Here is a 12,291-nt window from a genome sequence, read left to right as displayed (position 1 = left end):
GGGTGCGGACGGTCCGGCTCCGGGGGCCGTCATCGGCCGATCCACTCCGTCGACCTGGTCACCTCGGCCAGTTGCCCGGGGACGGGGGAGATCCCGATGCCGGGTCCGCGGGGCACGTCGAGATGGCCGTCGCGGAGTGTGAACGGCTCGGTGATGTCGGTCCGGTAGTACCGGCCGGAGGCGGACGTGTCGCCGGGCAGGGTGAAGCCGGGCAGTGCGGCGAGGGCCACGTTGGCGGCGCGGCCCAGACCGGTCTCCAGCATCCCCCCGCACCAGACGGGGACGCCGTGGGCGGCGCACACGTCGTGGATCCGCCGGGCCTCCAGATAGCCGCCGACCCGCCCCGGCTTGATGTTGACGACCGAGCAGGCGCCCATCGCGAGGGCGTCGGCCGCCGAACGGGCGGACACGATGGACTCGTCCAGGCAGATCGGGGTGCGGATCCGGCGGGCGAGTTCCGCGTGGCCCCGGACGTCCTCCTCGTCCAGCGGCTGCTCGATCAGCAGCAGCCCGTACGGGTCGAGCCGGGCGAGCTGGGCGGCGTCGGCGAGGGTGTACGCGGTGTTGGCGTCCACCTGGAGCTGTACGTCGTCGCCGAAGCGTTCCCGGACCGCGCGCACGGGTGCCACGTCCCAGCCGGGTTCGATCTTCAGCTTGATCCGCAGATAGCCCTCGGAGAGATATCCGTCGACGGTGTCGAGCAGTGCGGGGATGGAGTCCATGATGCCGACCGACACTCCGGCCGGCACCCGGTCGGCCGTCGCTCCCAGCCACTGGCCCATCGACAGCTGGTGGGAGCGCAGCCAGGCGTCGAGGACCGCCGTCTCCAGCGCGGCCTTGGCCATCCGGTGGCCCTTGAACGCGGCCAGTGCCGGGGCGACCGCCCACGGGTCGAGCGACGGCAGGGAGGTGAGGGCGGGCACGAAGTAGTCGCGCAGCACGTCTGCGGCGCCCGCGGTGTACTCCGAGGAGTACAGCGGATCGGCCATGGTGACGCATTCGCCGTAGCCCTCGTGGTCCTCGGTCTCGACCCTGACCAGCAGGATCTCCCGGGCGGTCATCGTGGCGAACGAGGTCCGGAAGGGCGCGACCAGTGGCATCGCGATCCGGCGCAGTTCGACCCCTGCGAGCTTCATGGCTGACTCTCCTGACGTCTGTCGATCACGTACCAGCCGTCCCGGGTGAATCCGGTGACGGTGTGTCCCTCGGCCATCAGTCCGCCGAGGACCTCGCGCAGCGCGTACCGCCATGCGCGGGCCAGGGACGGGTCGGTCCGGCGCAGTTCCTCCGCCTCGGCGGGGATCCGGACCAGGACGGTGTCGCCGTCCTGCCGCCCGACGACGGGGCGGCCGTCGGGTCCGGCATCCAGTGCCACCACGGTGCGGGCCCCCGCGCCGTCGACGGAGACGGCACGGGGGAGGCCCGCGGCGGATGCCACGGCGGGCTCGCCGGTCAGCTCCCAGCGCACCAGGAGCCGGTCCGTCTCGGTCCCGGCGTTGACCTCGTCCTGCATGACCCCGTAGAAGTCGGCCAGGTACTCGCTCGGTTCCGCGCCCAGTTTGGCCAGGTTGAAATAGGCGTTGCGGCTGATCAGCGGGTCGAAGGTCCAGGTGACGGTGGTGATGGAGCGTTCCAGCGCCCAGGCCCGCTGGTGCTGCTTGACCGCGAAGCCGGCGTTGCGGCCCCGGAGGCTGCCGTCGACCCCGGCGATGTGCGAGTGCAGTCCGGCGCTGGCCAGGAAGGCCAGACAGAATCCGGCCATCCGGCCGCCCTGGTCGATCCCGACGACATAGCTGCCGGAGTGCGCGAAGACCCGGAGCAGCTCCGGGGTGATCAGCGGCTTCCCGGGATCGGGCCGCCAGATCCGGTCCAGCACCCGGCATGCCTCGTGCATCTCGTCCAGCCCGTGCAGCTCCCGGACCGTGACGCCCGCACGGAGCGCGGCCCGCTCGGCGGCCTCCCGCGCCTCGTTCATGGGGTCACCCGGCCGGGGGCGGCGGGTGCCCCGCGCAGCAGCGAGTCGACCAGGCGGGCCACGAGCGCCGTGCGGCGGGGCAGTTCGGCGACGACCACGTGCTCGTCGTCCGCGTGCGCCCCGCCGCCCACGGCGCCCAGGCCGTCGAGCGTGGGGGTGCCCACTCCGGCGGTGAGGTTGCCGTCGGAGGCGCCGCCGACCGCCACGCCGCGCAGCGTGCCGAGGCCCAGCTCCGCGTAGTGGCCCCGGGCGAGTTCGAACAGCCCGGCCGACGCGCTCGTCGGCAGCGGCGGCCGGTCCGGGCCGCCGGAGAAGGTGAGCGAGGCGCCGTCGAGGACCGGGGCGAGGCCGCGTACGGCGCGGTCCACCCGGTCCTGTTCGGCGGCCGTGGCCACGCGTACGTCGACCATCAGCCGGGCCGTGTCGGGCACCGTGTTGCGGGTGGTGCCGGAAGCGGCCACGGTCGGCGTCACGGTGGTGCCGGCCGCCGGGTCGGCGAGGGCGGACAACGCCAGGACCTGGTGGGCGAGTTCGGTGGTGGCGTTGACGCCCTTGCCGGGCTCCAGACCGGCGTGCGCGGCACGTCCGGCGACGGTCAGCTCGTAGCCGGACATCCCCTTCCGCGCGGTCTTCAGTGCCCCGCCCTCGCTCGCCTCCAGGACGAGGACGGCACCGGTCCGCCGGGCCTCGTCCTCGACGAGGGCGCGCGAGGTCGGGGCGCCGATCTCCTCGTCCCCGGTCAGCAGCACCGAGACCCCGTCCAGGCCGTCCAGGACCGAAAGGGCGTGGAACAGCTGCACCACACCGGCCTTCATGTCGAAGCAGCCGGGTCCGGTGAGCCGCCCGCCGGCCACCTCGAAGGGGTGCCGGGCCAGGGAACCCACCGGCCACACCGTGTCGAAGTGGCCGAGCAGCAGCACCCGGTCGCCGGAGCCGAAGCGCCAGCGCAGGGCGGGCCGACCCGAGCTGTCGACCCACTCGGGCGCCGTACCGGTCAGCCGGGTGCCGAGCCCGGCGACGACCCGGGCGCAGTCGGCGACCGAGGCGAGGTCCTCGCTGGGCGACTCGGTGCGGACCAGCTCCCCGATGTCGGCGAGCAGTCCCGGCAGCCCGGCCTCCAGGGCGGTGACGATCTCGCTCATGTCAGCCCACCTTGGGGGTGGCGCGGCCACCGTGGTGGAGGTACGGAGTGCCGTCGTCGAGCGTGTGGAACACGACCGGGACCCAGGCTTCGAAACCCGGGCGCCGTACGACGAACACGCCCGGCTCGACGGGGTGCAGCTCGTACTCGTGCTCCGTCTCGGGGGCCAGGGCGGCCAGGGGGCCGGTGATCCGGTCCAGCATCACCAGGCCGCCGTCCCGCTCCACGATCTCGATCGTGCTGGAGAGCCGCTGGTAGACGCCGACGTGGCCGGCCGGGTCCACCGCCACCGGTCCGGCCGCGGGCCGGATACCGGCGCGCATCGTCACCCCGGCCAGCTCCCGGACGATCTCCGTGAACACGTCCCGGTAGAGGCCGGAGGTGTCGCCGCCGTTGGTGAGCAGGCAGATCGCCAGCTCGGCCTCGGGCAGGACCCGCAGGTAGGCGCTCTGTCCGATCGTGCCGCCGTCGTGTCCGAACACCCGCTGTCCGTCCCAGGTGTCCAGGAACCAGCCGAGGCCCCAGGCGTTGCCCAGGATGTACGGGTCGGGCAGTTCGACCTGCGGGGTCTGCATGGCGGCGACCGACTCCGCCGAGAGGATCCTGGTGCCGTCCGCGGTGGTTCCCCCGGCGAGGTGCAGCCGGGCGAACTCCAGCACCTCACGCGGTGTGGAGCAGATCAGTCCCGCCGGACCGGCCGAGCGCATCAGCCCCCACAGCGGGGCCTGCGCCGGAGGGCTTCCCAGGTGTCCGATGGCGGCGCGGAAGCGCAGCACCTCCTCCGGCAGGGTCGCGGTGTGCGTCAGACCGAGGGGCCGGTACAGACGCTCGCGCATCAACTCGTCCCACTGGACGCCGGTGACGACCTCCAGCATCCGGCCGAGCAGGGTGAAGCCCGCGTTGCAGTACGACATGGTGGCGCCGAGCGGGTGGTTGGGCGGGGTGTCGCCCAGCAGCGCGACGTACTTCTCCAGGCAGTCGTCGCCGCGCCCGGTGTCGGTGAAGAGGTCGCCGTCGATGCCGCTGGTGTGGGTCAGGAGATGACGAAGTGTCAATTCACGGGTCAGCTCGTCGTTCTGAAGGCGCAGTTCGGGGAGTATGGAGACGACGGGGGCGTCCAGGTCGAGCAGGCCCTCGTCGACCAGGGCCATGGCCACCGTGGTCGTCCATACCTTGGTGATCGAGCCGACCTGGAAGAGGGTGTCGGTGGTCGCCCCGATCCCCGCCCCGGTGTTGGCGAGGCCGACGGCGGTCTCGGCGACGATCTCGCCGCGGTGCAGCACCGCGAGACCGGCGCCGGGCACGGAGCGGCGGGCGGCGAGCTCGGTGAGCCGGGTGGTCCAGCGGGCCGACAGCTCGGTGGTTTCGGTCATGTCGTGCTCCGGTTTCCGTGTCGTTCAGCGGTTGGTGTGCGTGGTGACCCAGTCGACGAGCCTGCGGGAGTAGTCCTCCCGGTGCGAGGGCCGGCCGTCCAGGAGGAAGAGATGGGAACTGCCGGGGTAGACGACCAGCCGGGCCGGTACCCGTCGGGTGCGCAGCGCGTGGAACCACTGCTCGGCCTGGCCGACCGGGCAGGTGTCGTCCGCGCCGCCGTGCAGGATCAGGGTGGGGGCCCGTACGGCGTCGGCGTGGGTGAGCGGCGAGAGTTCCGCCATCCGTGCCGGGTCGCCGATCTCGTGTTCGGCGATCAGATGGCCCTCCTCGGAGGTGCCGGCCATGCTCCTCAGGTCGACCAGGACCCCGCCGGGGACGACGGCGGTGAACAACTCGGTTCGGGTGGAGAGCCAGCAGCTCAGGTAGCCGCCGTAGCTGTAGCCGGTGAGGGCGATCCGGTCCCGGTCGACGAGCCCCTCGTCGACCAGGGCGGCGACCGGTTGCAGGACGTCCTGCTCGTCCGTCTCGCCCCAGGCGCCCACGGCGGCGGTGTAGTGCGCCTCGCCGTAGCCGTCGCTGGCGCGGACGTTGAGGGTGAGGACTGTCCAGCCGCGTGAGGCCAGCTCCTGGTGGTAGAGGTGGACCGGGTCGGAGTGCGGGGCCCAGGCGTTGTGCGGGCCGCCGTGCAGATCGACCAGGAGCGGGCCGCCCGGGGGAGTGCCGGCGGCCCGGGTGATCATGCCGTGCACGACCGTGCCGTCCGCGATGCGGAACTCGCGTTCGGTGACCGGGTGGAGGGCGACCTCGGGCAGCGACCGGGCCATGTGGTCGGTGAGCCGCTCCGGCCCGCCCGGCTTTCCGTCGGCCCAGGCGGCCAGGTCCAGCAGCACGATCTCGCCGAAGCGCTCCGCGTCGCAGACCACGACCGCGGCCCGCCCCGCCCCGTCCGCGACCGAGCAGCCGCCGACCCCGGTTCCCGCGGGCAGCGAAGAGGCGCTGGTCCCGTCCGCACCCACCCGGTACAGCCGTGTCGCGCCCCGGTCGCGGGCGCAGAACACGATGTCGTCGCCGTGGAACTGCGGCAGCGCGCCCGGGTAGCCGGGACCGCCGCCCATGACGTTGCGGTCCAGCGCGGCGCTGAGCGACACCGGCGCGGAGCCGTCCAGCGGCTGCCGCAGCAGCTCCGCGTGGCCGACGCCGAACGAGGCGCGGCCGACGACGAGGAGCGCGGACCCGTCGGGGAACCAGCAGACCGGACCGGCCAGACCGTCGGCCGGCCCGACCCGGCGGGGCGCGGACGCGTTCTCCCCGACCCCTACGACATGGGCGGCCGAGGGGCCGAAGGACGCCGCGTCCGGCGTCGTCCGCGCCGGGTAGGCGAGCCGGGTCCCGTCGGGCGACCAGCTCGGCGGCCCGACGTGCCGGTCGTCGTGGGTGAGCTGTGCGACCTCTCCCGACGCCACCTCCACCACGAACAGCTGGGTCCGGACCGACCCGGTCAGGCCCGCCCCGTCCGCCTTCCAGCCGAGGGCGTCGATGACCACCGGCGCACCGTCCGCGCGACGCGCCTCGGGAGCGGCGAAGGCGATGCGCGACCCGTCCGGGCTCCAGACCGGGACGCCCGCCCCGGCCGGGCAGTCGGCGGACGTGGTGAGCGGCACGGCCTCCTCCCCGTCGACCGGCAGCAGATGGAGCTGCCCCGCGCGCAGGAACGCCAGCCGCGTCCCGTCCGGGGACCAGCGCGGCGCGGTGTCCGCCGGGCCGCGGGTGAGGCGCCGGGCCGGTCCGCCCCCGCCGCGCACCTCCCAGATCGAGCGGACCGCCCGGTCGTTCCCGGCGTCCTGCGTGGTCAGGGTGTACGCGACCCGTTCGCCGTCGGGGGACAGCGTGGGATCACCGGGGATCTCGAACCGGTACAGGTCGTCGATCGTCAGCGGTCGGGTCATGACGCCTCCTCGGAGAGGGCGAGTTCGGGTACGCAGGAGAGGAGTTCGCGGGTCGTCGGATGCTCGGGACGGGCCAGCACCCGATCGGCGGGACCGCACTCGACGAGGCGTCCGCCGTCCATCACGGCGACCTGGTCGCACAGGTGGCGGACGACCGCGAGGTTGTGGGAGACGAAGAGCATGGCGAAGCCCAGTTCGCGCTGGAGACGGCGCAGCAGATTGAGCACCGCGCCCTGTACGGAGACGTCCAGGGCCGAGGTGATCTCGTCCGCGATCAGCGCGGCGGGCCGGGCGGCCAGGGCCCTGGCCAGTGCCACGCGTTGGCGCTGGCCGCCGGAGAGCGCGTCCGGGGTGAGCGCGGCACGGGAGGGGTCGAGGCCGACGAGCTCCAGGCAGCGCGCCACCTCGGCGTCGCGTGCGGCGCGGCGTTCGCGGCGGGGCGACCGGCGCCCGTCCGCCCCGACGGACAGCGCCTCGGCCACGGACGCGCCGATGGTCATGCGCGGGTCGAGCGAGGCGTACGGGTTCTGGAACACCAGTTGCACGGGGCTGCGCCCGCGTCGGCGGGAAGCGTCGGTCCCGTCGACCAGCACCTGCCCCGACCGCAGCGGGGCCAGCCCCACGACGGCCTTGCCGAGGGTCGACTTCCCCGACCCGGACCCGCCCACCAGCCCGGTCACCGTGCCTTCCGGTATCAGCAGGTCGACGTGGTCGACGGCGGTGAATCGGCCGTGGCGGACCGTGATCCCGCGCAGTTCGAGTGAGCTCATGACGTCGCCTCCACCGTGCGGGACGTGGTCGCGGCCGGCCCGGCCGGGTACCAGCAGGCGACCCGCCGCCCCGGACCGAGGTCCGTCAGTTCGGGGGTGTCCTCCTGGCAGCGGTTCCGGGCGCGGTCGCAGCGCGGGGCGAACGGGCATCCGGCGCCGGCCTCCCCGGGTTCCGGCGGCCGGCCGGGGATGGTCGCCAGTTCCTTCCCCGGGTCCGCGGCCATGGTCGGCGCCGTCCCGACCAGCGCCCGGGTGTACGGGTGGGCGGCGCCGCCGAGCAGTTCGCCGACCGGGAGGTCCTCCACGATCAGGCCCGCGTACATCACCAGGACCCGTTCGCAGACCTGGGCGACGACGGCGAGGTCGTGGGAGATCAGCAGCAGTGCGGCGCCGGACTCCTCACGGACCTCGGCGAGCAGGCCGAGGACCTGTTTCTGGACCACCGTGTCGAGGGCCGTGGTGGGCTCGTCGGCGATGATCAGCCTCGGCCTCCCCATCAGCCCCATCGCGATGACGGCCCGCTGCCGCATCCCGCCGGAGTACTCGTGCGGCCGCTGCCGGGCGCGGCGTTCCGGAGCGGCGATCCGGACGGCACCGAGCCGGTCGACGGCGCGCGCGGCGGCCCGGGCGCGGCTCGCGCCCAGGTGCACCTCTGCCACCTCGGCGAGCTGACGGCCCACCCGCAGGGCGGGGTTCAGCGAGGCCATCGGGTCCTGGAAGACCATGGCCAGCCCGGTGCCGAGCCGCGGATCCGCCCGCAGGTCGGCGCCGTCGAAGCGGAGGGCGTCGGCCGAGACCCGGCCCGGGTGGGGCACCAGGTCCGCGAGCGCCAGCGCGCTCAGGCTCTTGCCCGATCCCGACTCGCCGACCAGGCCGACGGCCTCGCCCGCGTGGATGTCCAGCGAGATCCCGCGTACGGCCTGCCGCCCGCCGGGGAACGTCACCCGCAGACCGCGCGCCCGGACCAGGGCCCCGTCGTCACCGGCGACCGCCGCTTCCCCGGTCGTCGGCGACGGCTGCGGCGGAGGCGCCGGTTCCGCCGTCCGTGGCGCCCGCCGGCCACCGGCCTGTGCGAGCACCTCGCCGACCAGACCGAACATCAGCCCCGTCAGGACGACGGCCGCGCCGGGCGCGAGAGCGGCCGCCGGGTTCACGAAGACACGGCTCAGCTGCTCGTTGAGCAGCCGCCCCCAGTCGTACTGCGGCGGCTGCACCCCGAGCCCGAGGAAGGACAGCCCCGAGAAGGCGACCAGGATGCCGCCGGTCGCCTGGGTGGCGAACAGCACCGACGGTTCGGCGATGTTGGGCAGCAGATGACGCACCACCATCCTGAACCGGCCCACGCCGAGGATCCGGGCCGCCGCCACATAGTCGGAGCCCGCGACCGACGCCGTCAGGTTCTGCACCAGCCGCGCCATGGGCGGGACCATGGCCAGCCCCACGGCGAACACCGCCCCGGTGGTGCCCACCCCGAAGACCGTGGCGAGGAAGAGCAGGAACAGCAGGCCGGGAAAGGCCACCAGCACACCGACGACCGCGGGGATCAGCCGGCCTGGACGCCGTCCCACGACCGCCGGGGCGACACCGAGCAGCAGCCCGCCGCCGACGCCGATCACGGCGGCCAGCAGGGTGAGCCGCAGGGTCGGCCGGGTCGCCACCACCACGCGGGCCGCGATGTCCCTGCCGAGCTGGTCCGTACCGAGCAGATGGGCGGCGCTGCTGCCCTGGTTGATCGCGTCCGTGTCGATCCGCGCCGCCCGGTCGCCGAGCAGTACGGGACCGAGAACGGCGACCAGCGCGACCAGCAGGCAGGCGGTGAGCGCGGTGACGCCGAGCGGCGTCCGCAGGGTGCGCCCGAGCCGGTGCCGCAGTGAGCTGTCGTGGTGGGGATGAGGCATCGTCAACTCCCGCGGACGGTGGAGTGGGGGTCGGCGACGGCCACGGCCATGTCGACGACGAAGGTGATCAGCAGCGCGGCCGCCCCGTAGACCAGCACCACGCCCTGGACCAGCGGGTAGTCCTTCTCGGTGATCGCCTGGACGATCGTGGTGCCGAGGCCGGGCCAGGCGAAGACGTTCTCGACCAGAACGGTCCCGGCGAGCAGCGAGCCGAGGAGCAGACCGCCCAGGGTGAGCGAGGAGGTCAGCAGGTTGGGCAGCGCGTGCCGCAGATAGCGCAGCCGGGCCGGGAGCCGCTTCGCCCGCGCGGTCCGCATGTAGTCCTCGCCGAGCACCCGCAGCGTCTCCACGCGGACGATGCGCGACAGCGAGGCCGCCGGTACGACGGTCAGGGCCAGCACCGGCAGTACGTAGGAGTCCGGACCGCCCCGCGAGGCGACCGGGAAGAGCGGCCAGGCCACCGCGAACGCCGCGACCAGGCCCACCGCCAGCAGGAACTCCGGCACCGCGCCCAGGAGTCCGGTGACCCCGGTGAAGGCGAGTTCGCCGCGCCGCCGGCGGCCGTCCCTGGTCAGCGCCGCGGCGGTCATGCCGACGGGCACGGCGATCAGCAGGATCAGTACGAACGCGGGGACGGCGATCTCCAAGGTGGCCGGGGACCGGCCGGAGATGATCTCGGACACCGGTATCTGGGCGCCGATCGACTCGCCCAGCCGGCCCTGGAGGAGATCGCCGACGAAATCGGCGTACTGCTTCGGCAGCGACTGGTCCAGGCCCAGCGCCTGTCTGCGGGCCTGGACCAGGGCCGGGTCGGCGGTGGGGCCGAGAGCCGCCCGCACCGGGTCGCCCGGGATCAGATGGATCATCGCGAACGCGGCCGTGACCAGCGCGGCGAGCGAGACCAGCAGCCGCCAGGTGCGCCGCAGGACGAATCCGGCCCAGGGGGTGCGGGCCCTCGCCGCCAGGGAGTCCGGGGTGACCGTCGCCATCAGTCGGCGCTCCGGCGCAGGGTGCTGGGGACGATGCCGTTGCCGTCCACCTGGAAGGTGACGCCCTTCGCGTAGTACCGGTTGGCCTTGCTGACGATCGGCGCGATGTCGACCCGCTTGACCAGGGCGGCCTCGGCGGCGTCCCACAGGGCGCAGCCGGTGGCGCCGGGTTCGGCGGCCGCCTCGGCGGCGAGCCGGCGGTAGTCGGGGTTGGCGACGGAACCGAAGTTGTTGCCCTTCGGCGGTGGCGGACCGTCGTAGAACTGGGTGAGCTGGTCCGGAAGCGTGACTCCGACGGGCGCCCAGGCGATGTCCCAGTCGCCGCCGCCGAGGACGCCGACGATGCTGCCGGACCCGGTGGGTTTCGCCGTCGCCCGCACGCCGAAGGACGTCCACCGCTGGACGGCCAGCTCGACCGCCGAGGCCACCTGCGGGCCCAGGTTGGTCGCGTAGCCGAGCCCGACGGTGAGTGGCCTGCCGTCCTTGGCCCAGGTGCCGCCGCTCTTCGTCCAGCCGGCCTCGGTGAGTGTGGTGGCCGCCTTCGCCGGGTCGTGGGCGGGGAGGTTGCCGTCGACCGTGTCGCCGGTGCAGGGAGTGGGGGCGATCTCGCCCGTGCGGGTCGGTGTCCGGCCCTTCCCGCCGGTGGCGACATCGCCCAGCTGCTTCAGGTCCAGTACGGAGACCAGGGCCTCGCGCACCGCGGGGTCGGCGGTCGGCCGGCCGGCCGCCTGGTTGAACATGAGCTGCCCGAACAGCGCCTCCAGACTCCGGTACTTCACTCTGGCGGCGTCCAGCCGGTCCTGGTCGGCGCCGTTGACGAGGGCGACATTGATCTGGCCCGCCATCAGGAGGTTGGCGGCGGTCGACTCGTTGGCCACCACCTTGACCACCACCTTGCCGGGCAGGCCCGCCCCGGTGGAGCCGCCGGGCCCCCAGTCGTATCCGTCCCGCTTGACGTAGGTGTAGTGGTCGCCCGGGACCGCTTCGGCGAGCCGGTAGGGGCCGCTGGCGTTGGTGGTCCGGGCCAGCGCGGCCGGCCTCGCCAGGCTCTCCTCGCACACCAGCGGCAGCAGCCGGGCCATCTCCACGATGAACGGTGCGGGCTTCGTGGTGGTGACGGTGACCGTCCGGGCCGCCGCGTCGGCCTTGGCGACGGCGGTCACGGGGACGGAGAGACCGAGCAGCGGCGACCGGTTCTTCGGGTCGGCGATGTGGTTGTACTCGGCGGCCACGTCCTCGGCGGCGAGCGCCGAACCGTCCTCGCAGGTGACCCCGGGACGGATGGTGAACGTCGCCGAGGTGGTCGTCGCGGACCACTTCTCGGCCACTCCCGGCACCGGCGAACCCTCGGCGTCCAGGTGCACGAGGGTGTCGTACGCGAAGGAGTTCATCGCCACCGCCGTGCTGGCCAGTGCCGTGGTGGGGCTGAGGCTGCCGGGATCACCCCCGACGGCCACCGTGACCGCCGACCCGTCACCGGCGGACGTGCCGCCGCACGCGGTCGCGGTGCCGACCAGGCCGAGCACCGTGACCACCGCTGCCGCCGCCCGGCTCCCGCGGGCCCTTCCGTTCCTGGTCTCCGCGCCTGCGGTGCCGCCCATGGTCCACCTCCGAGGGAGCGGCACTCCGCCGCCGAGTGAGGGAACAGTAGGCAGCGCCGCACCGGCTCCGACTGGTCGCACCGCACGAAAAACCGGCCCCCCGATGGTGCGCCGCACCGAAGACGGATGAGGGGACCCGGTGATCGGTGCTCCCGGGGACGCAGGATTCCCGGCCCACGGGAACACCGGACGCGGCGAGGCTTAACTGATCGTTTCAGAATGAAGTTCGTTGTGGGTCTCGGCGGTTGGGTGATGTGTCGGCAGGATCTGTTGGGTGTCTGCTGATCTTGTGCCTGATGACCTGTGGGAGCGTGTGGCCCCGCTGTTGCCTGCTCGTCCGCCGCGGCGGCATCGGTATCCCGGGCGGTTGCCGGCGGATGACCGGGCTGCGTTGCGGGGCATCGTTTACGTGCTGTGCAAGAGCGTGAGCTGGCGGGACGTTCCTGCCGAACAGGTCGGCTGCAGCGGTGTGACGGCCTGGCGTCGGCTGCGGGACTGGACCGAGGCCGGTGTCTGGCCGCAGCTGCACGAGGTACTGCTGGCCGAGCTGCGGGCCGCGGGCCTGCTGGACATGGACGACGCGGCAGTCGACGGCTC

At 73.6% G+C, this 12,291-nt stretch carries 10 protein-coding genes; 1 reads left to right on the top strand and 9 read right to left on the bottom strand.

Translation table 11 applies throughout. The features are described 5' to 3' along the window. Positions 1-29: 29 nt before the first annotated feature. The 9 genes from menC to ACF08W_RS18440 are packed head-to-tail and all read right to left on the bottom strand — an operon-like array spanning position 30 to position 11,694. Complete coding sequence (menC, locus tag ACF08W_RS18480) at positions 30-1,136, bottom strand: o-succinylbenzoate synthase (protein ID WP_392279848.1); 1,107 nt, start codon at positions 1,134-1,136, stop codon at positions 30-32. Next, on the bottom strand, positions 1,133-1,975 hold the full coding sequence (locus ACF08W_RS18475; RefSeq protein ID WP_392279847.1) for a GNAT family N-acetyltransferase: 843 nt from the start codon (positions 1,973-1,975) through the stop codon (positions 1,133-1,135). Before ACF08W_RS18475 ends, menC begins: the two co-directional genes overlap by 4 nt. After that, entirely contained in the window at positions 1,972-3,117 is a 1,146-nt protein-coding gene (locus ACF08W_RS18470; RefSeq protein WP_392279846.1) for a M20 family metallopeptidase, read from the bottom strand. The genes ACF08W_RS18475 and ACF08W_RS18470 overlap by 4 nt, the downstream gene beginning before the upstream one ends. 1 nt (position 3,118) lies before the next feature. Continuing rightward, entirely contained in the window at positions 3,119-4,489 is a 1,371-nt protein-coding gene (locus tag ACF08W_RS18465; protein ID WP_392279845.1) for a serine hydrolase domain-containing protein, read from the bottom strand. A 24-nt stretch (positions 4,490-4,513) separates the two neighbouring features. Next, positions 4,514-6,436: a S9 family peptidase gene (locus tag ACF08W_RS18460; protein ID WP_392279844.1), complete on the bottom strand. Its 1,923-nt coding sequence runs from the start codon at positions 6,434-6,436 to the stop codon at positions 4,514-4,516. Next, on the bottom strand, positions 6,433-7,206 hold the full coding sequence (locus ACF08W_RS18455) for an ABC transporter ATP-binding protein (RefSeq protein WP_392279843.1): 774 nt from the start codon (positions 7,204-7,206) through the stop codon (positions 6,433-6,435). Before ACF08W_RS18455 ends, ACF08W_RS18460 begins: the two co-directional genes overlap by 4 nt. Beyond that, positions 7,203-9,104, bottom strand: coding sequence for a dipeptide/oligopeptide/nickel ABC transporter permease/ATP-binding protein (locus ACF08W_RS18450; protein ID WP_392279842.1), 1,902 nt, complete (start codon positions 9,102-9,104; stop codon positions 7,203-7,205). The genes ACF08W_RS18455 and ACF08W_RS18450 overlap by 4 nt, the downstream gene beginning before the upstream one ends. 2 nt (positions 9,105-9,106) lie before the next feature. Continuing rightward, positions 9,107-10,093, bottom strand: a complete 987-nt coding sequence (locus ACF08W_RS18445) for an ABC transporter permease (protein WP_392279841.1) — start codon at positions 10,091-10,093, stop codon at positions 9,107-9,109. Further along, positions 10,093-11,694 (bottom strand): ABC transporter substrate-binding protein, encoded by a 1,602-nt coding sequence (locus tag ACF08W_RS18440; protein WP_392279840.1) that lies wholly within the window; start codon positions 11,692-11,694, stop codon positions 10,093-10,095. Before ACF08W_RS18440 ends, ACF08W_RS18445 begins: the two co-directional genes overlap by 1 nt. A 274-nt stretch (positions 11,695-11,968) precedes the next feature. On the opposite strand from ACF08W_RS18440, the gene ACF08W_RS18435 reads away from it, so the two are divergent. Continuing rightward, a partial coding sequence (locus tag ACF08W_RS18435; protein ID WP_392279839.1) for a transposase occupies positions 11,969-12,291 on the top strand: 323 nt, incomplete at its 3' end.

The organism is Streptomyces sp. NPDC015144 (assembly GCF_043079735.1).
Taxonomy (GTDB): Bacteria; Actinomycetota; Actinomycetes; order Streptomycetales; family Streptomycetaceae; genus Streptomyces.
This window is presented reverse-complemented; position numbering and strand designations above follow the sequence as displayed.

Coding starts and splice junctions, on each gene's coding strand:
- ACF08W_RS18440 (WP_392279840.1), bottom strand. CDS start 11,694: ATGGGCGGCACCGCAGGCGCGGAGACCAGGAACGGAAGGGCCCGCGGG.
- ACF08W_RS18455 (WP_392279843.1), bottom strand. CDS start 7,206: ATGAGCTCACTCGAACTGCGCGGGATCACGGTCCGCCACGGCCGATTC.
- ACF08W_RS18450 (WP_392279842.1), bottom strand. CDS start 9,104: ATGCCTCATCCCCACCACGACAGCTCACTGCGGCACCGGCTCGGGCGC.
- menC (WP_392279848.1), bottom strand. CDS start 1,136: ATGAAGCTCGCAGGGGTCGAACTGCGCCGGATCGCGATGCCACTGGTC.
- ACF08W_RS18465 (WP_392279845.1), bottom strand. CDS start 4,489: ATGACCGAAACCACCGAGCTGTCGGCCCGCTGGACCACCCGGCTCACC.
- ACF08W_RS18445 (WP_392279841.1), bottom strand. CDS start 10,093: ATGGCGACGGTCACCCCGGACTCCCTGGCGGCGAGGGCCCGCACCCCC.
- ACF08W_RS18470 (WP_392279846.1), bottom strand. CDS start 3,117: ATGAGCGAGATCGTCACCGCCCTGGAGGCCGGGCTGCCGGGACTGCTC.
- ACF08W_RS18460 (WP_392279844.1), bottom strand. CDS start 6,436: ATGACCCGACCGCTGACGATCGACGACCTGTACCGGTTCGAGATCCCC.
- ACF08W_RS18475 (WP_392279847.1), bottom strand. CDS start 1,975: ATGAACGAGGCGCGGGAGGCCGCCGAGCGGGCCGCGCTCCGTGCGGGC.